The 23,375-nt window shown below is 62.1% G+C and carries 20 protein-coding genes and 1 tRNA gene; 14 read left to right on the forward strand and 7 right to left on the reverse strand.

Annotation, left to right across the window (positions count from 1 at the left end; genetic code table 11):
- Positions 1-4: 4 nt before the first annotated feature.
- Positions 5-2,182, reverse strand: a complete 2,178-nt coding sequence (locus GN300_RS26755) for a glutamine synthetase III (RefSeq protein WP_003945365.1) — start codon at positions 2,180-2,182, stop codon at positions 5-7.
- 225 nt (positions 2,183-2,407) lie between these two features.
- On the opposite strand from GN300_RS26755, the gene GN300_RS26760 reads away from it, so the two are divergent.
- On the forward strand, positions 2,408-2,677 hold the full coding sequence (locus GN300_RS26760; RefSeq protein ID WP_230358829.1) for a putative quinol monooxygenase: 270 nt from the start codon (positions 2,408-2,410) through the stop codon (positions 2,675-2,677).
- Positions 2,678-2,703: 26 nt separating this feature from the next.
- Here the strand turns inward: GN300_RS26760 and GN300_RS26765 are convergent, their stop codons facing one another.
- The 3 genes from GN300_RS26765 to GN300_RS26775 form a co-directional block, all read right to left on the reverse strand.
- A complete protein-coding gene (locus tag GN300_RS26765) occupies positions 2,704-3,435 on the reverse strand; it encodes a DUF6226 family protein (protein WP_063316247.1) in 732 nt (243 codons plus the stop codon).
- 379 nt (positions 3,436-3,814) lie between these two features.
- Entirely contained in the window at positions 3,815-3,973 is a 159-nt protein-coding gene (locus GN300_RS26770) for a hypothetical protein (protein WP_003945304.1), read from the reverse strand.
- Between the two features lie 118 nt (positions 3,974-4,091).
- Positions 4,092-4,167, reverse strand: a tRNA-Arg gene (locus GN300_RS26775).
- 97 nt (positions 4,168-4,264) lie between these two features.
- On the opposite strand from GN300_RS26775, the gene GN300_RS26780 reads away from it, so the two are divergent.
- Both GN300_RS26780 and ssb read left to right on the forward strand, forming a co-directional pair.
- A complete protein-coding gene (locus GN300_RS26780; protein WP_063316245.1) occupies positions 4,265-6,400 on the forward strand; it encodes a cytochrome c oxidase assembly protein in 2,136 nt (711 codons plus the stop codon).
- 181 nt (positions 6,401-6,581) lie between these two features.
- Positions 6,582-6,995 carry a single-stranded DNA-binding protein gene (ssb, locus tag GN300_RS26785; protein ID WP_063316244.1) on the forward strand — a complete coding sequence of 138 codons (414 nt, stop codon included), beginning with the start codon at positions 6,582-6,584 and terminating at the stop codon, positions 6,993-6,995.
- A gap of 4 nt (positions 6,996-6,999) precedes the next feature.
- Here ssb and GN300_RS26790 read toward each other — a convergent pair whose 3' ends face one another.
- Positions 7,000-7,458 (reverse strand): MarR family winged helix-turn-helix transcriptional regulator, encoded by a 459-nt coding sequence (locus tag GN300_RS26790; protein WP_030537583.1) that lies wholly within the window; start codon positions 7,456-7,458, stop codon positions 7,000-7,002.
- A gap of 106 nt (positions 7,459-7,564) precedes the next feature.
- On the opposite strand from GN300_RS26790, the gene GN300_RS26795 reads away from it, so the two are divergent.
- The 7 genes from GN300_RS26795 (at position 7,565) to GN300_RS26825 (ending at position 18,968) form a co-directional block, all read left to right on the forward strand.
- Positions 7,565-9,382 (forward strand): ABC transporter ATP-binding protein, encoded by a 1,818-nt coding sequence (locus tag GN300_RS26795; protein WP_007733348.1) that lies wholly within the window; start codon positions 7,565-7,567, stop codon positions 9,380-9,382.
- Positions 9,383-9,477: 95 nt separating this feature from the next.
- Positions 9,478-10,656 carry an acyl-CoA dehydrogenase family protein gene (locus GN300_RS26800; RefSeq protein WP_060939153.1) on the forward strand — a complete coding sequence of 393 codons (1,179 nt, stop codon included), beginning with the start codon at positions 9,478-9,480 and terminating at the stop codon, positions 10,654-10,656.
- A 166-nt stretch (positions 10,657-10,822) separates the two neighbouring features.
- Entirely contained in the window at positions 10,823-12,502 is a 1,680-nt protein-coding gene (gene ettA / locus GN300_RS26805) for an energy-dependent translational throttle protein EttA (protein ID WP_007730925.1), read from the forward strand.
- A 4-nt stretch (positions 12,503-12,506) separates the two neighbouring features.
- Positions 12,507-12,926 carry a thioesterase family protein gene (locus tag GN300_RS26810; RefSeq protein ID WP_003944475.1) on the forward strand — a complete coding sequence of 140 codons (420 nt, stop codon included), beginning with the start codon at positions 12,507-12,509 and terminating at the stop codon, positions 12,924-12,926.
- A 99-nt stretch (positions 12,927-13,025) separates the two neighbouring features.
- Entirely contained in the window at positions 13,026-17,873 is a 4,848-nt protein-coding gene (locus GN300_RS26815) for an NAD-glutamate dehydrogenase (RefSeq protein WP_063316243.1), read from the forward strand.
- On the forward strand, positions 17,870-18,289 hold the full coding sequence (locus GN300_RS26820; RefSeq protein WP_003944573.1) for a thioesterase family protein: 420 nt from the start codon (positions 17,870-17,872) through the stop codon (positions 18,287-18,289). The genes GN300_RS26815 and GN300_RS26820 overlap by 4 nt, the downstream gene beginning before the upstream one ends.
- Positions 18,282-18,968 (forward strand): hypothetical protein, encoded by a 687-nt coding sequence (locus GN300_RS26825; protein WP_030536651.1) that lies wholly within the window; start codon positions 18,282-18,284, stop codon positions 18,966-18,968. The genes GN300_RS26820 and GN300_RS26825 overlap by 8 nt, the downstream gene beginning before the upstream one ends.
- A 28-nt stretch (positions 18,969-18,996) precedes the next feature.
- Here GN300_RS26825 and GN300_RS26830 read toward each other — a convergent pair whose 3' ends face one another.
- The gene (locus GN300_RS26830) at positions 18,997-20,595 is read right to left on the reverse strand and encodes a glycoside hydrolase family 13 protein (RefSeq protein WP_063316242.1); all 1,599 of its coding nucleotides are present in this window, start codon (positions 20,593-20,595) and stop codon (positions 18,997-18,999) included.
- A 170-nt stretch (positions 20,596-20,765) separates the two neighbouring features.
- Between GN300_RS26830 and GN300_RS26835 the strand changes: the two genes are divergently transcribed.
- Positions 20,766-21,194, forward strand: a complete 429-nt coding sequence (locus tag GN300_RS26835; protein WP_030536649.1) for a cupin domain-containing protein — start codon at positions 20,766-20,768, stop codon at positions 21,192-21,194.
- A gap of 4 nt (positions 21,195-21,198) precedes the next feature.
- On the opposite strand, the gene GN300_RS26840 is transcribed toward GN300_RS26835, so the two are convergent.
- Complete coding sequence (locus GN300_RS26840) at positions 21,199-21,606, reverse strand: globin (protein ID WP_003944464.1); 408 nt, start codon at positions 21,604-21,606, stop codon at positions 21,199-21,201.
- 182 nt (positions 21,607-21,788) lie between these two features.
- Between GN300_RS26840 and GN300_RS26845 the strand changes: the two genes are divergently transcribed.
- The 3 genes from GN300_RS26845 (at position 21,789) to GN300_RS26855 (ending at position 23,363) form a co-directional block, all read left to right on the forward strand.
- On the forward strand, positions 21,789-22,487 hold the full coding sequence (locus GN300_RS26845) for an HNH endonuclease (protein ID WP_172403517.1): 699 nt from the start codon (positions 21,789-21,791) through the stop codon (positions 22,485-22,487).
- A gap of 146 nt (positions 22,488-22,633) precedes the next feature.
- Positions 22,634-22,897: a hypothetical protein gene (locus GN300_RS26850; protein WP_007730943.1), complete on the forward strand. Its 264-nt coding sequence runs from the start codon at positions 22,634-22,636 to the stop codon at positions 22,895-22,897.
- A complete protein-coding gene (locus GN300_RS26855; protein WP_003944512.1) occupies positions 22,884-23,363 on the forward strand; it encodes a DUF5130 domain-containing protein in 480 nt (159 codons plus the stop codon). The genes GN300_RS26850 and GN300_RS26855 overlap by 14 nt, the downstream gene beginning before the upstream one ends.
- The last annotated feature ends 12 nt before the right edge of the window (positions 23,364-23,375 follow it).

The following is a 23,375-nucleotide window of genomic DNA, read 5'->3' on the forward strand; positions in this document are numbered from 1 at the left end:
ATACTCAGAGAATGAAGAGCATTTCCTGATACGTCGGGAGTGGCCAGTGATCGTCGGCGACGATGGTTTCGAGGAAGTCGGCCGCTGCACGTACCTCTGCCATGGCGGGCAGGAGTGCGTCCTGTGCGTGCTTGGCCTGATCGAATGGCGACTCGCCGGCGTCGGTGTCGATTGCTGCGCGCAGGGCCGCGAGCGCTGTGCGCAGAGCCGCAACGGGCGCCGACACTTCTTCGAGCGGTGCTGAATCCGGTTCGAGGCCGGCGGACTTCAGTGCGACGAAGTTCTGCGCAACTTCCGTCTGGTGGCGCACTGCGGCCGGAAGAATCAGCGTCGTACCGATTTCGGCGGCCAGGCGTGCCTCGACGCCGATGCTCAGTGCGTACTGTTCGAGTCCGACCTCGTAGCGGCTGTGCATCTCCCGGTGGTTGAAGACCTTGTACTTCTCGAAGAGTTCCATCGAGGATTCGGTGATCAGTTCAGGAAGGGCGTCCAGCGTCGTGCGAAGGTTCGGCAGGCCGCGAGACTCGGCCTCGATCTGCCAGTTCTCCGAGTAACCGTCGCCGTTGAAGACAACCGCACCGTGGTTGGTGATGATCTCGGTGAGCAGATTCTGGACGGCGGTGTCGAAATCGGCGCCGTCGGCGACCGCGGCCTCAAGTTCGGTGGCCATGTAGTCCAAGGCCTCGGCCATGATCGTGTTGATGGTGACCATCGGGCCGTTGACTGTTTGCAGCGATCCTGGCGCGCGGAACTCGAAACGGTTGCCGGTGAAGGCAAATGGGCTCGTACGGTTGCGATCGCCCGGGTCGGTCGGTAGGACGGGAAGGGTATCGGCGCCGATCATCATGGTGCCCTTGTCCTTCGACGATGTCGCGGCGCCCTTGGCGATCTGCTCGAAGACGTCGGCCAGTTGATCGCCGAGGAAGATCGAAATGATGGCCGGGGGAGCCTCGTTGGCACCGAGGCGGTGATCGTTGGTTGCCGATGCGACCGACGCGCGCAGGAGGCCCGCGTATTTGTGGACGGCCCGGATGACTGCGGCGCAGAATACGAGGAACTGGGCATTGTCATGCGGATTGTCGCCGGGGACAAGCAAACTGCCGAGTTCGGAGTTGCCCAGCGAGAAGTTGACGTGCTTGCCGGAGCCGTTGACACCGTCGAACGGCTTCTCGTGGAACAGACATTCCATGCCGTGCTTCTTGGCGATTGTCTTGAAAGTGGTCATCAGCAACTGCTGGTGGTCCGCGGCGATGTTGCCTCGCTCGAACATCGGGGCGATTTCGAACTGGCCGGGCGCAACCTCGTTGTGCCGCGTCTTGGCGGGGATACCGAGTTTGAAAAGTTCCCGCTCGGTGTCCATCATGAATCCGAGCACACGTTCCGGGATCGCCCCGAAGTAGTGGTCGTCGAACTCCTGGCCCTTGGGCGGCTTTGCGCCGAAGAGTGTTCGGCCGGCGTTGAGGAGGTCGGGGCGGGCGAGGAAGAAGTGTCGATCGATCAGGAAGTACTCCTGCTCGGGTCCGCAGAACGACACGATGTGCTCGGGATCGGTATGACCGAACAACTTAAGGATTCGTTCGGCGTGGAAACCCATTGCCTGTTGTGAACGCAGCAGGGGAGTCTTGTGGTCGAGCGCTTCGCCGGTCATCGAAACGAACACGGTCGGGATACACAGTGTGTTGCCGTTGGGGTTTTCGAGAACGTAGGCCGGGCTCGTGACATCCCAGCCGGTGTATCCGCGAGCCTCGAACGTGTTGCGCAGCCCGCCGTTCGGGAAACTCGAAGCGTCGGGTTCACCTTGGATCAAGGTCTTGCCGGCGAACTCCGCCAGTGCACTGCCGTCGCCGACCGGCTCGAGGAAGCTGTCGTGCTTCTCGGCGGTCAACCCGGTAAGCGGATAGAAGACGTGGGCGTAGTGGGTTGCGCCTTTCTCCAACGCCCAGTCCTTCATCGCGGATGCGACCGCGTCGGCGACCATGGGATCGAGCGGTTTGCCTTGCTCGATCGTCGCCATCACCGATTTGTAGACAAGCTTGGGCAGTCGCTTCTGCATGACCACCTTGTTGAAGACGTTGGCTCCGAACACCTCTCCGGGTGTCTCGTCGGTCGTGAAACTGACCACCGGAGGTGTGTAGGCCTCGACGTCCTTGATCGCTTGCAAGCGAACTGCATTTCCACTCATGTGCTTACCCCTCGCCCGGGCCCAGGGCTGCGCTGCTGATTGCGAGCCCGACTTCGGCAAACCCTACGAACCTCCGGTATCGGGGGTGTTTCGTAGATATTGCGCCTGTCCGCAAACTTCGAGTCACAACGGAAATGTCGATCTGTCGGAGGTCTACGGCAGACTTCGAGCCGACGGGCTACTGCAGGACAGTCGAATCGGAGAGTCTTTGTGATCAGGGTGTTGGTGCCAACAACGGTGGAGCAGGGCGATCTCGCGGAAGTGCTTCGGTTGTACGACGAACTTGTCACCGAGACCCGAAAAGAGGACGGCTGCATCAATTACGAGTTACTGCAGCGCACCGAAAATCCCTGCGAGCTCGTGTTGGTGGAGGAATGGGAATCGCAGGAGCACCTCGACGCCCACACTCATACCGAGCACTTCGTCAGGTTGGTTGAGGCGCTGGACAAGCTCGAGACGGCAGCGCCGGCGCAGATCTTCACGAAGGTTCTGTAGCGGCGGGATCAGGGCTCAGCGCCTGCTCATCTTGTAGACGCGAACGAGCGTGCCGTCCAATTCGGGGGCCACGGTGCCGCAGTGAAAGCTGTGGGTTCGTCGAGGTACTGGACCCCGTGCCTTCCGCCGTGAAAAGAAGTTTGAATCGAATAACAGGCGGCTGTGACGTCGACTTCGAGTGAACCGTCGACCACTGACAACACCCAGGTGTCGAATTCTTCGAGCAGTACAGCGGACCCCCTGTCGCATCCGTCGCAGGCACAGTCAGGAATGGACGCCATCGCCACAGCCGGGTTGCCCGCGGCAATCGTGACATTGAACGGGTGGGCGCTGTCGACCGGAGTGTGCGTGGTCAGCACGAGCGGAACCGCACCGTCACTCGAAGGCTCCAAAACGGTGTCGGCCCCGCCGGACTCCAAGGGACGGAGCGCCCATCGCACAGGCGGTACTTCTCGTGCCCAGCCGCGATCGACGAGGACCTTTGTCCACGCTCGAGCTCTTGCCACCACGATCAGGAACTTCTCCGGATCGCTACAACGCTCGTACGAGTCCTTGCGGGGTTGGACGTCGCCGCTGTATGGGCTCAGCCACCCTGGTGTCTGCGCGCCCGTGATGGCGAACGCGGCAGCGACGTCATCGAGTAGGTCGCATAGTTCGCGAGAGAGCCTGGAATCGTCTTCGCTCCAGCCATTTTCGCGGGCGGAGAGGACGTTGTTGTTGTAAGTCTCCCACCACGGCCTCGTCGGGTCCGTAATCATGACGGCAACGCTACTGGCAACTCTGACGATCAGTCTCCGATATATCCGGTCTCCGGGTTGACCTTGCTGAGGAAGTCGCGGATCGACGCACGGTGTTCATCGATAGTTTCGGGCTGAATTTCGTTCGATGGACTGTTCGCTCGGTCGAGGACACTGTAGTAGGAAACACGGTGAAAACTGGAAAACCCGTACCCCTCGTTCGGCCCCGATTTCCAGTCGTAGTCGGACGCGCCCGGCTCCCCGGGGCGGACCGTCACCGTGAAGATTTCTCCATCGACTTCCAGCGTGAATGGCCCATCATCTGCGATCGGACGGCTTTTACATGTCGACTCGTCCTGTTCCTCGCACGTCATGTGTCGACCCTGTCACAAGGGAAGGGCTACAACGATTGGTCGGGTCCGGTCAACGAGGCGGGACCGGTAGTCGGTTGGTGTGCGCCGGTGAACCGCTCGACGACGGATACAACGACGATCGCGAGTGCCAGGATTCCAACGGTCCGGGCGAGTGACTTCAGGGTCTTCGGAAGTGCCTTCTTCATGCGAGGCAGATTACTGCGGACGGCACGTAATTTGTGGGCTAGGTTTCGGTCCGTATCGGACTGCTCTGCCCAGTGGCCGCTCGTCCACGCAGTGTGACTATCCGTGAATCAAATCTTGTGGTGCCCCCGGCAGGATTCGAACCTGCGACCAAGAGATTAGAAGGCTCTTGCTCTATCCCCTGAGCTACGGAGGCGCGTGGAACATCATACTCGAGGGTTCGGGATGTGACGCGCGCCGCCCAACTCCGACGCGTTGTCGTAGTCGGTTCGCGAAGGTCCTACCCTTGAGGTATGGCTACACCCGACCTCGCGCCGACAGATTCCCCACCGGAGTCCACACAGCACAGCGGTGCACCCGCTTCTTCGACCGCGATATTCGTGGTCAGCGGACTCATCGCAGGGCTCACTGCAGCCATCGTGGTGGGATTCTCCGCGTCGCAGGCACTGACTCTTCTGGGTATTCCGGATCCAGGCCCGATCACCACGTACGGCCTGCCCGCGATGCGGGCACTGGGGGAGATCGCCGCGGTCATCGCGATCGGGTCACTGCTTTTGGCCGCGTTCTTCGTGCCGCCGCAGAAGTCGGGCGTCCTCGACGTCGACGGCTATCGAGCAGTCCGAACCGCATCGCACGCCGCTATCGTGTGGGCGATCTGTTCGTTCATGATGGTGCCTCTGACGCTCTCCGACACGTCGGGTCAGCCGTTTGCCGAAGCGATCAAACCGGCAAACCTCTGGTCGGGACTCGATCAGGTCGAGATCGCCGGCGCCTGGCGATGGACGGCCATCATCGCGGTTGTTCTGGCGATCCTGTCCCGACTGACACTGCGCTGGTGGTGGACTCCGCTCCTGCTGCTGATCGGTCTCCTCGGACTGATGCCGCTCGCTCTCACCGGTCACTCGTCTTCCGGCGGGTCGCATGACATCGCCACCAACAGCCTGATCCTGCACCTCGTGGCTGCTTCGCTCTGGGCCGGCGGGTTGTTCGCGCTACTGGCACACGCGCGGCGCGGCGGCGACTACACCGACGTAGCCGCCCGACGCTTTTCGACGGTCGCATCCATCTGCTTCGTCGTCATGGGATTCAGCGGCGTTATCAACGCGATTGTCCGTCTGCCACTCGACGACGTTTTCACCACGACGTATGGACGATTGATCGTCGCGAAAACAGTTGCACTGATCATCCTCGGGTTCTTCGGTTGGGCTCAGCGGAGTCGGGCGCTACCGGCGCTGGCGGAGAATCCGAAGAGTCGCTCTGCCCTGATTCGGTTTGCCGGCGCTGAAGGCATCGTGATGGCGGCGACCATCGGTCTCGCGATCGGCCTCGGACGTACCCCGCCGCCCCCGCCGTTGTCGATTCCCTCGATTCCCGAGGTCGAACTCGGGTACAACCTTCCGGATCCGCCGTCGTTCATAGCCTTCGTGACGGACTGGCGATTCGACCTCATGTTCGGCACCGCCGCCGTTGCTGCGGCGATTCTGTACGGCATCGGCCTTCGCAAGCTGGCGAAGCGTGGGGATTCCTGGCCTGTCGGCCGAACCATCGCCTGGATGAGCGGTTGTGCGGTGCTCCTGATCGCCACGTCTTCGGGCGTCGGCAAATACGCACCGGCAGTCTTCAGCGTTCACATGGGTGCGCACATGGCGCTGTCGATGTTGGGCCCAGTCCTGCTGGTTCTGGGTGCGCCGATCACTTTGGCTCTGCGGGCCCTGGATCCGGCAGGCAAGGACGGCGTGCCCGGCATTCGCGAGTGGATTCTGACCGCGCTGCACAGCCCGTTCTCGCGATTCATCACCCACCCGATCGTGGCGGCAGTTCTCTTTGTCGGCGGCTTCTACGCGCTCTACCTCGGCGGAATCTACGGCGCTACCGTCGACTCGCACAGTGCTCACCTGCTGATGAATCTGCACTTCATCCTCAGTGGCTATCTCTTCTATTGGGTGGCGATCGGAATCGACCCGTCACCGCGCCAATTGCAGCCGGTGACCAAGCTGGCAATGGTCTTCGGCTCACTTCCGTTCCACGCCTTCTTCGGCGTGGCATTGATGAGCACTACCGCCGTCATGGGCGGCGCGTACTTCCGTTCGCTCGGCCTCGGCTGGAACAACGATCTGATCGGCGATCAGCAGCTGGGCGGCAGCATCGCGTGGGCGACCGGCGAGATCCCACTCATGGTGGTCATGCTCGCGCTGCTGGTTCAGTGGTCGCGCAGTGACGGAAGGACCGCGCGCCGAACGGACCGTGCGGCCGAGCGTGACCACGACGCCGACCTCGCTGCTCACAACGCCATGTTCGCCGAATTGGCCAGGCGGGACCGCGAAGGGTGGAAACCCCGTGAGGCTGCTGACGCGGAGACTACAAGCGAGGACTCTGCGGACGAGACACCCAGCGAGAAGAAATCCGACGAATCCTCCACTAGCACCTAGCTCCGACACTGCCCGGGCCATTCGGTCCGGGCAGTGCTGTTCTCCACAGCTGTCCCACCGATGCACAGGTGGAAATCGAGGATCCCGAGCCATGCGTTTGTCGGCCCACAATCGAAATTGCCGACGCAGTGATCGGCCCCGCGGCAGTTGGCGGGTTCTGGAGTTCGAAGGGGGATCGGACATGTACGAAACGCATGCAACGGTTGTCGGAACCGTCATCACCAATCCGGTGAAGCGGCAGACCACCAATGGCGAAGAGGTGCTGAGCTTTCGGATGGCGAGCAACACGCGTCGCAAAGACGCGGTGACCGGAGAGTGGACGGACGGAGCGACCCTCTATCTCACGGTGAGTTGCTGGCGGCGGTTGGTCACCGGCGTCGGCGCATCCATCATGAAGGGTGATCCGGTCATGGTGGCGGGGGAGTTGCGCACCAACGAGTACACGACCAAAGAGGGTGTGCCTCGTTCCGATCTCGAGCTACGGGCGACTGCGGTAGGCGCGGACCTTGCTCGTTGCGTCTCGAAGATCGAGCGTCAGAGCAAGCCGACGTCGGCGGAGAATGTCGAGGACGCAGTCGACACCGTCGCTGCGTGAGGACTCACACCGAAGGTTTCGGGCAGTCGCGGGGCCGAGAGTCGTGCCCCGCGTCCACTCGCTCGAGAAGTTCGGTGAGAATTGCTCGCTCCGATTCGTCGAGGTCGTCGAACACATCCGAGGATTCGCGTCGTTGAGCTTTCGCGACGTCGGCAGCGAGGGTAGCGCCGGCGTCGGTGAGCTCGAGTAATACAGCTCGCCGATCGTTCGGATCGGGAGTGCGGCGCACCCATCCGGCCTCTTCGAGGGAATCCACGACGTCGGTCGCCGACCGCGGAACGATGCGCAATCGCTCGGCAAGAAACCCGAGTCGAACCGGCTCGCCCACTCGGGTCAGTACTCGCAGCGCTCGGCTTTGCGACGGCGAGAGACCGAATGGTTCCAGCGCTGCCACCTGACGTCGGCGGATGAGCCGTGCCACGGACATCACGACGTCGGTGAGTTCGCGCTCTCGGGAATGCATGGCGTCAGTCTAGCGTTGTTGGTGTCAGCCTCATAGTGAGGTAACCTCATCAATATGAAACTAGGGTGAGAAAGCCTCCAGGAGGTAGAACGTGAAACCAGATCACATGCGAAACATCGAACGATCCGCTGTCGAGATCACTCCGGCGGAATCCGTACCGGCAAAGCGCGTACTCGGACTGTTTGCGCCGTATCGAACTCAGATCGCCATCGTCACCGCGGTCATCACACTCAGCGCGATCGTGGCGCTGGGCAGCCCGCTGCTCCTACGCGAAATGCTCGACAAGGCGATCCCGGACAAGAACCTCGGACTCGTGAGCGTTCTGGCCATCGGCATGATCGCTATTGCCGTGATCACGAGCTGTCTCGGCGTGGCGCAGACCTGGATGTCCAACAGCATCGGCCAGAAACTGATGCATCAACTGCGCGTGCGGGTCTACTCGCATCTGCAGAATCAGTCGCTCGGATTCTTCGCTCGAACCCGAACCGGAGAAGTTCAGTCGCGTATTGCCAACGACATCGGCGGTATGCAGTCGGTGGTCACCAACACGGCAACGTCCATCGCGCAGAATGCAACGACCGTGGCAGCCACCATTGTTGCTCTGTTCCTTCTGGATTGGCGGCTTGCCATCTTCTCGCTGGCGATCTTGCCGGTGTTCATCCGTATCGCACGCAAGATCGGTGACGAGCGCCGCAAGATCTCGGGTAAGCGGCAGAAGCTACTCAGTGATCTGTCGGTCCAGGTGGAGGAATCTCTCTCCGTCAGTGGCATTCTCCTCGGCAAGACGACCGGCGCGAAGTCGGCTCTGACGGATCGATTCACCGAGCGTTCAGCGGAAGTCGCAGACGTCGAACTCCGGGCCATGATGGCCGGCAAGTGGCGCATGGCGACCATGTCGATCACCTTCGCAGCCATGCCTGCACTGGTCTACTGGTTTGCCGGATTCACTCTCGATCACGGCAACACCATCACCGTCGGCACCCTCGTCGCATTCACCACGCTGCAAACACAATTGTTCCGCCCCACCATGATGCTGCTCAACACGGGCGTCGAGGTGCAGAGCTCGATGGCACTGTTCAGTCGCGTGTTCGAGTACCTGGATCTGCCGATCGACATCGCGGATCCGGAAGAGTCGAAGAGCTTCGACCGCACCAAGATGTCCGGCGAACTTCGGTTCGACCACGTCGACTTCTCGTATCCAGGAACCGACAGCAAGACCCTCGACAACATCGACCTCACGGTCCCGGCCGGCGGAACCTTGGCGCTTGTCGGCTCCACGGGTTCGGGCAAGACCACTCTCGGATACTTGGCCGCACGTCTGTACGACCCGACTGCGGGATCGGTGAGAATCGACGACGTCGACCTGCGGGACCTCGATCTGGCGACGGTCTCCGACCTGGTAGGTGTGGTGTCGCAGGAGACGTATCTCTTCCACACGACTATTCGTGAGAATCTTCGGTTCGCGAAACCCGACGCCACGGACGCCGAGATCGAGCAGGCAGCGCGCATCGCGCAGATCCACGAGTTCATTTCCGGTCTCGACGACGGGTACGACACCATGGTCGGCGAGCGCGGCTACCGATTCTCCGGCGGTGAGAAACAGCGCATAGCGATCGCGCGCACAGTCCTGCGGAATCCGCCGATCCTCGTCCTCGACGAGGCGACGAGCGCCTTGGACAATCGCACTGAACGTGCGTTGCAGGACGCGCTCGACGAGCTGATGGTCGGACGCACCACTCTTGTTGTGGCGCACAGGCTTTCCACGGTTCGAGATGCGGATCTCATCGCGGTCCTCGACCAGGGCGTGGTTGTGGAAAAGGGCACCCACGACGAACTGGTGAAGCAAGGCGGGCGGTACGCGCAGCTGCTTGCGGCTTCGGGTAGCGACGCGGTCGAACTGCCTGCGGAACTGCAGACCGTGTGAGTGTAAGAAATGTCGGCCATTTCACTTCCGCAAGTTTCTAGAACGTGTTCTACTTTAATGGTCGTTGATCGACTATCAGTGGAGGCGGAAAGATCATGGGTCAGGTTCTGGACAACATCTCACAGTTCGCCGACGAGATCCGCGCTGACGGGGTCGAGGGCGACAAGCTGATGCGCTTGACGGACGGCAGCGCGAAGCGTTTGCGCGACTCCGGCGTCATCCGGATGTTGCAGCCGAAGGAGTTCGGTGGCCTCGAGGCGCATCCGCGTGAATTCGCCGAGACGGCAATGGCTATCGGTGCGATGGACGGTGCCACGGGCTGGGTCAGCGGCATCGTCGGTGTGCATCCGTGGGAGCTTGCGTTCTTCGACCGCAAGGCTCAGGAAGAGGTGTGGGGAACCGATCCCGATACGTGGATGGCGTCGCCGTATGCGCCGATGGGTGTGGCGAGGCCGGTCGAGGGTGGGTACATCCTCAACGGTCGTTGGTCGTTCTCCTCGGGTACCGATCATTGTGACTGGATCATGATCGGTGCGATGGTCGGTGACGAGTCCGGTAAGCCGTTGATGCCGCCGAAGATTCTGCACGTGTTGTTGCCGCGTTCGGATTACGACATCGACCAGGACAGCTGGAATGTCGTGGGTCTGCGCGGAACGGGGTCGAAGGATCTGATCGTCAAGGATGCGTTCTTGCCGACGTATCGGACTCTTGATGCGGGAAAGGTTTTCGACGGGACGGCGTGGAAGGAAGCGGGCCGTACGGAGACGTTGTACAAGTTCCCGTTCTCGTGCATTTTCCCGTTGGGGATCACTTCGTCGTTGATCGGTATCGCTGAGGGCGCGTTGGCGTGCAACATGGCGGCGCAGCGTGAGCGTGTGACGGTCAGTGGTGTTCCGATCAAGGAAGATCCGTACGTGCTGTTCGCGATCGGTGAGGCGGCGGCCGAGATCGCTGCTTCTCGGGCTGCGATCTTGGAGACGGTGGATCGTTTCTGGGACATGACGGAGAAGGGGCAGGAAGTTTCGTTCGAGCTTCGTGCGATCGGTCGCCGTACGCAGACTGCTGCGGCGTGGCGTGCGGTGCGTGCGGTGGACGAGATCTTTGCTCGTTCCGGTGGTGGGGCTTTGCAGTTGAACACGCCGATGCAGCGGTTCTGGCGTGACGCTCATGCCGGTCTCGCGCACGCGATCCACGTACCCGGTTCCATTTTCCATTCGTCGACGCTCTCGCAGCTCGGTGGCGAGCCGAAGGGCATCCACAGGGCAATGATCTGAGCCGTCCTGGGGACACCCGGAGGTGTCCCCATCGCGGTTTTCGTGGGGGTCGATGAGCATGTCGACGAATCTGGTCGATGACCTCGGACTGTCCGCAGAACCCGCATCGGTGTGAGCGCCAACGCGCAATGTGGGTTATAGGACAAACACCGATAGGCTGGCGGTCATGGCTGAGTTCATTTACACGATGAAGAAGGTGCGCAAGGCGCACGGTGACAAGGTCATCCTCGATGACGTCACGATGAGCTTTTACCCCGGCGCGAAGATCGGTGTCGTCGGACCGAACGGCGCTGGTAAATCCAGCATCCTCAAGATCATGGCCGGACTGGACCAGCCGGGCAACGGCGAGGCATTCCTGGCTCCGGGCGCGACCGTCGGCATCCTCATGCAGGAGCCGGAGCTCGACGAGACCAAGACTGTTCGCGAGAACGTCGAGGACGGTCTCGGAGAGACGATGGTCCAGCTCAAGCGGTACAACGAGATCGCCGAGCTGATGGCTACGGATTACTCCGACGAGCTCATGGAAGAGATGGGCGAGCTGCAGGAGAAGCTCGATCACGCAGATGCGTGGGAGATCGACTCGCAGCTCGAGCAGGCTATGGACGCCCTGCGCTGCCCCCCGCCGGAAGAGATGGTCACCCACCTCTCCGGTGGTGAGAAGCGACGCGTTGCGCTCTGCAAGCTGCTGCTGAGCAAGCCCGACCTCCTGCTCCTCGATGAGCCCACCAACCACCTCGACGCCGAATCTGTCCTGTGGCTCGAGCAGCACCTCGCTGCTTACCCCGGCGCAATCCTCGCCGTGACTCACGATCGTTACTTCCTCGATCACGTCGCGCAGTGGATCTGTGAAGTAGACCGCGGACGCCTGTACCCGTACGAGGGCAACTACTCCACCTACCTGGAGCAGAAGGCTGCACGCCTCGAAGTTGCCGGCAAGAAGGATCAGAAGCTGCAGAAGCGCCTCAAGGACGAGCTCGCATGGGTTCGTTCCGGCGCCAAGGCCCGCCAGGCCAAGAACAAGGCTCGTCTCGACCGCTACGAGGAAATGGCGAACGAAGCCGAGAAGACGCGCAAGCTCGACTTCGACGAGATCCAGATCCCGGCACCGCCGCGCCTGGGTGACGTGGTCGTGGAGGTCTCGAACCTCGACAAGGGCTTCGACGGTCGCGTTCTGATCAAGGATCTCTCGTTCACGTTGCCGCGCAACGGAATTGTCGGCGTCATCGGCCCCAACGGCGTCGGTAAGACGACGCTGTTCAAGACCATCGTCGGTCTCGAGGAGCCTGACGCCGGTGAGGTCAAGATCGGTCAGACGGTCAAGCTGAGCTACGTCGACCAGAACCGTTCCGGAATCGACCCCAAGAAGACGGTCTGGGAGACCGTGTCCGACGGGCTCGATTTCATCGTCGTCGGCCAGACCGAGTTCCCCTCGCGCGCGTACATCAGCTCGTTCGGTTTCAAGGGCCACGATCAGCAGAAGCCGGCCGGCGTCCTCTCCGGTGGTGAGCGCAACCGCCTGAACCTGGCGATGACGCTCAAACAGGGCGGCAACCTGATCCTGCTCGATGAGCCCACCAACGACCTCGACGTCGAAACCCTCGGCTCGCTGGAGAACGCTCTCGAAGAGTTCCCCGGCTGCGCCGTCGTGATCTCGCACGATCGCTGGTTCCTGGACCGGACCTGTACCCACATCCTCGCGTGGGAAGGTGGCTTCGGCGACAACGAGGCAGCTTGGTACTGGTACGAGGGCAACTTCGAGGGCTACGAGGCGAACAAGGTCGAGCGACTCGGCCCCGACGCCGCACGCCCGCACCGCGTGACTCACCGCAAGCTCACCAGGGACTGATCCGGTGTCCGACGTATACACGGCGCAGATCCAGGTCCGGTGGGGCGATTCCGACCGGTTGGGTCACGTCAACAACACGCGTTACGTCGAGTACATGCAGGAAGCGCGCATCCAGTTCCTGGAAGCGAAACTGGCGCCGCTCGGCGGCCGGCCGGGATACCTCGTGGTTCGAAAGATGACCGTCGAGTTCCTCAAGCCGGTCACCGATCGGTCCGGTCCCTTGAATGTGGAGATCTTCACGACTCACGTCGGGACTTCCTCGTTCACGGTTCGGCACGTCATCCGTGACAACGCGGGTGTCGAATGCGCTTTCGGCGACGCGTTGATGGTCGGATTCGACACGGTGTCCGAAAAGTCCAGACCGCTGGCGGACAGCGAACGCGCGGTGCTCGAAGCATCGCTTGTTCAGATGACGACATCGTAGATTTCGTTTCTCAGTTCACCCTAGGTACTGGTTGCCGCGGCTAGTCTCGAGTCAGAGATTGGTCGCGGCGATCAGAACCCACAAGGATGTGAGCCAGGAATGACAGACCGTGTACGGCAGCAGGGCACAGGCCTCGACGAAGCGACGTTGTTGACGCGTCTTCGCGAGGCCTTTTTCACGCATATCGACGAGGGTGACAGCGACGACGTCATCAACGGTCGATCGGATCGAGTCCTGCTCGCGCATCTTGCGCTCGGGAGGCAGCGGACCCCGGGCACGGCCGTATGGCGTGTGTACCGCCCGTCAGGATCCGAGGGTCTCGGCGCTGCCGTCCAGATCGTCACCGACGACATGTCGTTGCTCGTCGAGTCCGTTACCGCGATGCTCAACCGACAAGGTGTGGGAATCAGTCAATTCGCCCATCCGATCCTGACGGTTGAACGCGATGACTCGGGCAATCTGATGTCCTTGGGCGACAGCGGTATCCAAGAATCCTGGATGCACGTCCAGTTGGACTCCAAAGTCGAGGATTCCGCTCTCGACGCGATCGAAGCACACCTCGGCAAGGTGCTCGCAGACGTCCGCCAGGTGGTTGGTGACACCCCGGACATGAAGGCATTGCAACTGCGCGTTGCCGACGAGTTGGAGAGTGCTGCAGAAACTGCCTCCGGGAGGATCACCCCCGAAGAGTTCTCCGATACCGCTCGGCTGCTGCGGTGGATGGCGGACGGAAACTATGCCGTGCTCGGATACCGGCGATTCGAGGGTACGAAGGACGGTTCACGCACGGTCGCCGGCAGCGGGCTCGGCGTGCTGCGCTCCGACGCGGTCACCGAAGGCCCGATGAGTTTGCCTCCCGTCGCAGATCTCCCGGATCGACCGCTTCTGGTCCTGACGCAGGGATCGTTCCCCGCCACGGTGCACCGCGCCGTCTACCCGTACTTCGTGGGTGTCTCGATCCTCGACGACGAGGGAAACATCGTGGGGGAGCACAGATTCCTGGGTGTGTTCACCGTGGTCGCACTCCACGAGAACGTCCTCGCGATTCCTCTGATCGAGCGCCGCGTTCGCGAAGTCATCGCGCGTGCCGGTGTCGACCTGCATTCGTACTCCGGTCAGGCGATGCTCGAGGTCATCCAGTCGTTCCCACGCACCGAGTTGTTCTCGAGCGACGCCGAGACCTTGTTCGAGACCGTCCACGCCGTGCACAGCATCGGGCTGCGTCGACAGGTGCGACTCTTTGTCCGCGAGGACACGTTCGGACGGTTCGTATCCTGCTTGGTGTATCTACCCCGCGACCGGTACACGACGCGGGTGCGACTGGCGATGCAAAACCTGTTGTGGCGCGAATTCGGACCAGGCACAGTCGATTACACCGCCCGGGTTACCGAGAACGATCTTGCGCTGTTGCACGTGACGATCCGGCGCGATCCGGACAGTGAGCCGGTTCATCTGGATGTCTCCGAGGCCAACCGCGAGCGAGTTCAGGCTCTGTTGACCGAAGTCAGTCGTAGCTGGGACGACCGCATCAACGACCTTGTTCGTGAAAGTCCAGGTGTGGATCCGGAACTGGTGCAGCGGTATTCGCGGGTGCTTCCCGATGGATACAAGGAGGACTTCGAACCGTCACGCGCGTTGGCCGACATCGCCAGACTCGAGGCGTTGGCGCCAGGCGCGATCGACGTACTGCTCTATCGTGCTGTGGACTCCGCGCCCGGTGCCTGGCGCTTCACGCTCTTCGTCGGCGGCGACGGTATCTCGTTGAGCCAGGTGCTACCGGTGCTGCAGTCACTCGGCGTCGAAGTTCTCGACGAGCGGCCGCACGTCGTGCAGCGACTCGACGGCGTTCAGTGCTGGATCTACGATTTCGGATTGTCGGTACCGGCGGATCTTCGGGCGTCGGTCGAGATCGACCTCGATGCGCAGGTGCCGCTCGAGACCAGTACCGCCCCGCTGACCGAGGTCCAGAAGCGATTCACGGCTGCATTCGGTGCAGTCTGGTTCGGCCGGGCCGAAGCTGACCGATTCAACGAGTTGGTGCTGCGGGCCGGAATGTCCTGGCGGCAAGCCGTGGTGCTGCGTGCTTACACAAAGTATCTGCGCCAGGCCACATTTCCATACAGTCAGTTCCACATCGAAGGAATCGCGCTTACACACCCGCAGACCGCGTTTGCATTAGTGCAGTTGTTCGAGGCGATGTTCGACCCCGAGAAGCAGGACGACATTCGCGTCGCCGAATTGGACGAGCAGTTGCGTGCGTCCATCGACGAGGTACTCAGCTTGGATGCCGATCGCATTCTGCGTGGAATGTTCTCCTTGGTGAAGGCGACCTTGCGTACCAATTTCTACGTCGTCGACGCCGATGGCCGCTCTCGCGACTACCTGTCGGTCAAGCTCGATCCCTCACGGATCAGCGAGTTGCCCAAGCCGCGGCCGGCTTTCGAGATCTACGTGTACTCACCCGAGGTCGAAGGCGTCCACCTGCGATTCGGCGCAGTCGCGCGCGGCGGGCTCCGCTGGTCCGACCGGCGCGAGGATTTCCGCACCGAGGTGCTCGGCTTGGTGAAGGCTCAGGCCGTCAAGAACGCGGTGATCGTGCCGGTCGGCGCCAAGGGCGGCTTCGTCGTGAAGAATCCGCCTCTGCCGACGGGCGATCCGGCCGTTGATCGAATGGCGACGCTGGAAACCGGCAAGGCCTGCTACACCACGTTAATCTCCGGATTGCTCGACATCACCGACAACGTGCACGCGGCTACCGGCGAAGTTGTGACGCCGGATCGAGTGGTGTGCAAGGACGATCAGGATCGCTACCTGGTGGTCGCCGCGGACAAGGGCACGGCGACGTTCTCGGATCTCGCCAATTCGGTTGCCGCCAAGTACGACTTCTGGCTCGGCGACGCGTTTGCCTCGGGTGGCTCCGTGGGATACGACCACAAGGGCATGGGTATCACCGCTCGCGGCGCCTGGGAAAGCGTCAAGCGGCACTTCCGCGAACTCGGGGTCGACACGCAGACGCAGGATTTCACGACGGTAGGCGTCGGCGACATGAGCGGAGACGTGTTCGGCAACGGAATGCTCCTCAGTCGGCACATCCGTCTGGTGGGCGCGTTCGATCATCGACACATCTTCCTCGATCCGAACCCGGATGCAGCGAGCTCGTTCGTCGAACGTCAACGACTTTTCGAGTTGCCACGGTCGTCATGGGCCGACTACGACAAGAGCCTGATCAGTGAAGGTGGCGGCGTATGGGACCGCACGGTCAAGTCGGTTCCGATCGCCGAAAGCGTCCGGATCGCACTGGGTCTGGCCGAGGGGGTCACGAAGCTCTCGCCGCCGGAATTGATGCAGGCGATTCTGTCGGCACCGGTGGATCTGCTGTGGAACGGCGGAATCGGTACATACGTCAAAGCGTCGACCGAGACCAATGCGCAGGTTGGCGACAAGAGCAACGACGCCGTGCGTGTCGACGGTCAAGATCTGCGGGTCAAGGTGATCGGGGAGGGCGGCAACCTCGGCGTCACTGCTCTGGGAAGAATCGAGTTCAGCGCCAGCGGCGGTCACATCAACACCGACGCCATCGACAACTCGGCCGGCGTCGACTGCTCCGATCACGAAGTGAACATCAAGATTCTTCTCGATTCGCTCGTGCGTTCGCAGTTACTGCCCACGCAGGAACGGAATCCGTTGCTGGCGTCGATGACCGACGACGTGGCGGCGCTGGTGTTGGCGGACAACATTGCTCAGAACGCGCTGCTCGGAATCTCCCGCGTGACCGCTTCTCAGATGCTCGGTGTTCACCGCCGTCAGTTGACGGATCTGACCAAGGCACGTGGCCTTGACCGCAAGCTCGAGGCGTTGCCGACCGACAAGGAGATCGAGCGTCGACTCGAGGCCGGTGTGGGTCTGACGTCGCCGGAATTGGCGACGCTGACGGCGCACGTGAAGCTTTCACTCAAGGACGATCTGCTCGCAACCGAGTTGCCGGACAACGATTTCTTCGCCCAGCAGATCCCGCAGTACTTCCCGACCGCTGTTCGCGATCGGTTCGAAACGGAGATCAAGGCACACCCGTTGCGGCGGCAGATCGTCGCGACGATGCTCGTGAACGAAGTGATCGACAACGGCGGAATCACGTACGCCTACCGCTTGGCCGAGGAGACCGGAGCGAGCAGTACGGACTCGATCCGTGCCTACGCCGCTGTGCGAGAGGTGTTTGCGCTCGACGAGGTGTGGTCGCGAATCCGCTCGGCGGGCGTCAGTGCAGAGATCGAAAACGAGTTGATCGTTGAGTCGTGCCGCTTGCTCGACCGCGCGTCGCGGTGGTTCCTGGCCAATCGGCCCCAGCCGATCGCCGTCGGTGCCGAGGTTGCGCGTTACTCGGCGGCGTATCGGGCGACGGCCCCGCTGGTTCCCGGACTGCTCGCCGGTCATCAGCTCGACGATCTGCTGGTGCGCGCGCAGTCGGTGATCGACCGTGGGGCTCCGGAAGCGTTGGCGCTGGACGTGTTCCGGCTGCTGGATGTCTACTGCCTGCTCGACATCGCGGATATCGCCGACATCGCAGATCACGACATCGCCGAAGTTGCGGAGCTGTACTACGCCTTGGACGCGCATCTGGGAATCGACTGGTTGCTGAGCGCGGTCTCGGGACTCGAGCGCGGCGATCGATGGCACTCGCTCGCGAGGCTCGCGTTGCGAGACGACCTCTACAGTTCGCTTCGGCAGCTGACGATGGAGGTTCTGGCCGGCGGCGAACCGGGGGAGTCGCCGCAGGAGAAGATCGACGAATGGGAGTCGACCAATGCCTCGCGTCTGAGCCGGGCGAGGGCAGCTCTCGTCGAGATCTTCGAGTCTGGGACGCTTGACCTCGCGACGCTCTCGGTGGCGGCGCGTCAGGTTCGTAGCATGGTGCGCAGCATGGGCACCCGATCGGAGGTAGGACGTTGAGCGAAGGATTCCACGCCGAAGTTGTGGTTCGGTGGTCCGACATGGATGCCTTCCAGCACATCAACCACGCACGGATGGTGACGTTGCTCGAAGAGGCGCGGATTCCTTGGTTGTTCGAAGACTCGCGCCCGACGGTCACCCTGCGTGACGGGGCCGTGATTGCCGATCTCCATGTGCGGTACCGCGGCCAACTGCGGCACGACGATTCGCCGCTCGACGTCTTCATGTGGGTGGAAAAGGTGCGCGCGGTGGACTTCACCATCGCGTACGAGGTTCGCCCCCGCGGTGCGGATCTCAGTGTCCCGCCGTCCATCGTGGCGTCGACTCAGATCGCGGCCTTCGATATCGACACTCAACGTTTGCGTCGCCTCAGCGGGCCCGAGCGCGAGTACTTGGAGAGCTGGCAACGTGCATGAACGTGTACTGACCGTGCCCGAGGAGGCCGAGCGAAAGAACCTGGCCGGCTTCATCGGTCATGCCTTGCGTTTGGACGAGTCCACGGTCATCCGGATGCGTCGACGCGGAGATGCTCACCTGAGCGTTTGGGCGTCAACGGGTTTCGACGCTCTCGCTACGCGAACCGTGGCGGGCACCATCAACCCTGACGACACCTCGGCTGCCGGCGATCAGTTGCTCTCGGCGGTGGAGCAGGCGACAAGTGAGCTGATCGATCCGGGGTTCGCCATGGATTCGGCGTGGCGTGGGGCGTTGCCGCCGATGGACGGCTTCGAGCACCTGGACGACGTACCCGCCCGGGTGCTGATCGAACTGGCGCAGCGGGGCAACGCCTTGGCACTGGAGCATGGAAGTAGTCACGGTCCGCCGGCGTCGTTGCTCGATCAGGACGTGCTCGAGGTCAGTGGTCCGTCCGGCACGGTCGGGATCTCGATGCGGGTTGTTTTTGCCTTGACCGCAATGGGATTCGTTCCGCACGCCGGGTCCGAGGCGATGACCGCCGACATCGACCTCGAGCAGATCGACGCCTCGGAACTGGTTCGGGTGCGGGCGAGCAAATCCTGGGTGCGGCTCGATGCACGGTTCGGTTCGATCTACCGTCACCGCGGTGGTTCGATACCGCTGATGGTCGCACGATAGGAGTTCAGGTGGCGGGTGCGGTGTTCTCTCAGATCAGCCACGCCGCAGCGTTGACGGGTAGTTGACCGTCGAGGAGTGGTGCGCTGCTCAACAGTAGCTGCCCGCTCGGCAGTGCGATCGGCACCTCCGTGGTGTTGAGAGCACAGATCAGACCACCGCGTCGACGGAAAGCGAGGCAGCCGGGGGGACTGCCGTACCAATCGATGTCGGCGCCGGAGAACTCCGGCCTGGCGCTACGAAGTTCGAGGGCGGCGCGATAAAGCGAGAGCATCGAGTCGACGTCCTCGATCTGCGCCTCCACCGTGAGCGTCGACCACTCGCGTGGCATCGGCAACCAGGTGCTCGCGCCGGTGGTGAATCCGAACGGGGGTTCGCTTCCTTCCCACGGAAGGGGCACTCGGCAGCCGTCGCGTCCTCGCTCGGCATGTCCGGATCGTTCCCAGACCGGGTCCTGTAGTGCCTCGTCGGGCAGGTCGACGTTCGGCAGGCCGAGTTCGGCTCCGTTGTAGATGAAGCTCGCGCCCGGAAGCGCCAGTTCGACGAGGATCATCGCCCGTGCGCGTTGGGTTCCGATCTCACCCCCGCCGTAGCGCGTGACTTCACGTTCGACGTCGTGATTCGACAGCGTCCACGTGGGCACACCCCCGACCTCGGCGACGGCCGCAAGAGAGTTCTCCACGGCCTCCCGGACGGACTCGGCGGAGAATTCGGTTTCTGCAAGTCGGAAGTTGAATCCGAGATGCAGTTCGTCTGGCCGGATGTATTCGCCGAACTTCTGGTTGTCCTTCACCCAGATCTCGCCGACGGTCATCGCCTCCGGGAACTCGTCCATGACCTTGCGGATGCCGCGGTGGATTTCGTGAACTGCCGGGTTGTTGAACCGCGGGTCGTCGTCGGAATTGCGCATGAGCTCGTTGAGCTCCCAGTCGTGGTCCGGCAAACCGTCGGGCTTAGCCATTCCGTGGGCCACGTCGATGCGGAATCCGTCGATTCCGCGCTCGAGCCAGAAGCGCAGAGTCTTGGCGAGGTCGTCGAAGACCTCGGGGTTGTCCCAGTTCAGGTCGGGCTGTTCCTTGGCGAAGATGTGCAGGTACCACTGGCCGGGTGTTCCGTCGGCTTCGCTGACGCGGGTCCATGCCGGGCCGCCGAAGATGCTCGGCCAGTTGTTCGGCGGTTCGTTGCCGTTTTCACCTTTGCCGTCTCGGAAGATGTAGCGGGATCGCTCCGCAGAACCTGGCGCCGACGCCAGGGCTGCCTTGAACCACTCGTGCTGATCACTCGTGTGGTTCGGGACCAGGTCCATCGTGACCTTGATTCCGCGTTCGTGGGCTGACGTGATCAGTGAATCCATCGTCGCCAGATCGCCGAAGAGGGGATCGATGTCGCGAGGATCCGAGACGTCGTAGCCGTGGTCTGCCATCGGTGACTTCATCACCGGGCTCAACCAGATTGCATCGATGCCGAGCAGTTCGAGGTAGCCGAGTTTCTCCTCGACTCCGCCGAGGTCGCCGATACCGTCGCTGCCCGAATCGGCAAAAGAACGCGGATAGATCTGATAGAAGACCGCCTCGTTCCACCACGGGGCTTCGGGCCGGCTTACAGAGGACGAATCCGCGGGGGTGCTCACAGCAGTTCATAGTGCCAAACGTCTGGCACTCTCACGACTTGGACACGGCAAAAGCGTGACTCTTTACCTAGCCTTGGTGTACTTTGCATTCACGCGGTGACACCATGTGGCAACTTTGGTGTTACTGCCGGGGGAGAAGTATTCGGGAATTCAACCAAGGGGGCTTGGCCTTGACTTTGTCGGCAATCGAAGCGGTCAGTTTGGATCATGTACTGCTCGAAGATGATCCGATCAACCGCGACTGGATAATCTTCGGCACACCGGTTGCACGGTCGGCGCAATGGTCGGCGAGTAAAGACGGGACCACGACTACACACGTCTGGGATTGCACGAAGGGGCGCTTCCGCTGGTACTTCCACGCGGACGAAATCGTGCACATCATCGAAGGGTCGGTCACCGTTCAGGCCGACGGAATCGCCGAGCGAACCCTGAGTGTCGGCGATGCCGCACTCTTCCGTGCGGGCAGTTGGTCGGAGTGGGAGGTCGAAGAGTACGTGCGCAAGCATGCAATCTTGAGTTCGCCCCTGCATCCCACGGTGTCGTTCGGGGTACGAGCAGTCCGCCGGGTCGCGCGCGTGTTCAGGCCGAAGGCTAAGTAGACGGTCAGATAGCGGAGTTCACCATGGACGCGGCAGCCATCTCCATGTAGTCGATCAACTGCTTGCGGTGCACCGGGCTCAGAGTCTTCTCGTCGATGGACGCGATGGCGACGTGCATGCACCGCAGCCACGCATCACGCTCGATCGGGCCGATCACGAATGGATTGTGGCGCATCCGCAGACGCGGGTGTCCACGCTCCTCCGAGTACGTGTGCGGTCCGCCCCAGTACTGCTCGAGGAACATCCGCATCCGCCGCTCGGCCGGGCCGAGATCGGCCTCGGGGTAGAGCGGGCGCACAACCTCGTCCTTCGCGACTTCTTCGTAAAATCGCGCGGTGAGCTTGTGAAACGTCTCGGCTCCGCCGACGGCGTCGTAGAAGGTCTGCTGCACGTCGTGCTGTACGTCATTCATGGCAAGTTCCATTGTGCCTGACGGCCGTAGTGGTCGGTTTCCGGGTCGACGACGGTTGTATCGAGTCGGAGTGCGTACCCATTCACCGGAAATTCACCGGCCGTCCTGGCAATTTTGTTCGAAATGAGAGTGCGTAACGCGATCATCCGTGGTCAACTTGGGGGCAGTCTCCCGGAGGTCGTATGAAGAACCGACATGCTGCACGCAATCACCGACAACTCCAGCCCACTAGCGCGCGGAACGACCACGCGTTAGGGGCTGTTCTGGAAGTTGTTCCTGACGGGTTCGCGCACACTACCGACCCACTCTTTTCCGACGAGCATTCTCACCTCGAGATGTTCCCTCCCGATCGCGTCGTCCCCGAGTGGGTGAAACGTCGGGTGCTACTGCTCAACGTCACGTACGAACCGCTGACCGCCCTTCCTGCCAGGCGCGCGGTCGTACTGATGGCCTGCGGCAAGGCCGATACCGTCCACGAGGACGAACAGGGCCCGGTAGTCCATTCCGCGGACTGGTCGGTGCAGGTTCCCTCGGTCATTCGATTGCGCACCTACGTGCGCGTTCCATATCGCGCCCGCATCCCCATGACTCGTGCCGCGCTGATGCATCGTGACCACTTCCGATGTGCGTACTGCGGAGCCAAAGCCGAAACCATCGACCACGTCGTTCCTCGCAGCAGAGGTGGCGGGCATTCGTGGGAGAACTGCGTCGCGTGCTGTGCCCCCTGCAATCACCGCAAGGCAGACAAGATGCTCAGCGAACTCGGATGGACCCTCCGTGCGGAATTGGTCCCGCCGTCCGGACCTCACTGGCGTCTGCTCGCGGCGACCAAGGAATTGCATCCGGCGTGGATGCCTTATCTCGGCGTGGGCGCAGCCTGAGCTATGTGTCGGCGTGGGCGCAGCCTGAGCAATGTGTCGGCGTGGGCGCAGCCTGAATTGAGTTCTAGCGTCACCGAAACGAAATTGCCCGAGAATTTGTGGCCCTGACGCTTTCCTTCCTGGCGTTCTGGGCTACGTTATCTGGTGTGAGCATTCTCGAGGTAGTACTGATATACGTTGGGATTCCGGCCTTGATCACCGCGTTCTTCGCGGCTGCGTCCTTCCTCGGGAAGAAGACGCCGGGACCGGTTCCGCCGGCGTTCCATCTCGGTGAGTCGTGGGATCACGCTCCCGTGCTGTGGAGTGCTGTCGACGAGGTCACCGTTCGCGGTGGCCATCACGGCAGTGCACACGCAATCGAAGCCGGTTCGGCTGATCTGATCGGAGGGTCCGCAAGTGGCAAGTGGTGATCATTCGACCGCGCTCGCAGTAGCGCCCGAGGACCTGCCCGTCGGCAGCGTCGTCACGTCCAGTGGACGCGTATCCGGTGTGCATCGCATCGGCGAGCCGTTCACCGACGATCTTCCGTTCGAGACCATGGATCTGGTCGCGCTCGACGTCGCGATGACCGAAGCGACGCGGGCCACCAAGGTGCGGTTCAACGCGTACGTCGGTGATCTCGGTTCTGATCCGGCAGCGGGTGCCGACGCATTGTTCCCGACCACGCCCGAAGCCGAGCGTTCCGTCCTGATCGCCGTTTCGCCCAACCAGCGCACCGTCGAGGTTCGCAGCGGTCGGGCAATCGCCGATCGGGTCACCGATCGTGTTACCCAGCTCGGAGCAACGGCAGCTGTTGCATCCTTCAGTGAAGGCAACCTGATCGACGGACTGATCAGCGCTATCCGCGTTATGGCAGCCGCAATTTCAGCGCCGTAACTGTTTGTCAGA

This window comes from Rhodococcus sp. Ni2 (assembly GCF_021352185.1).
GTDB classification, from domain to species: domain Bacteria; phylum Actinomycetota; class Actinomycetes; order Mycobacteriales; family Mycobacteriaceae; genus Rhodococcus_F; species Rhodococcus_F qingshengii.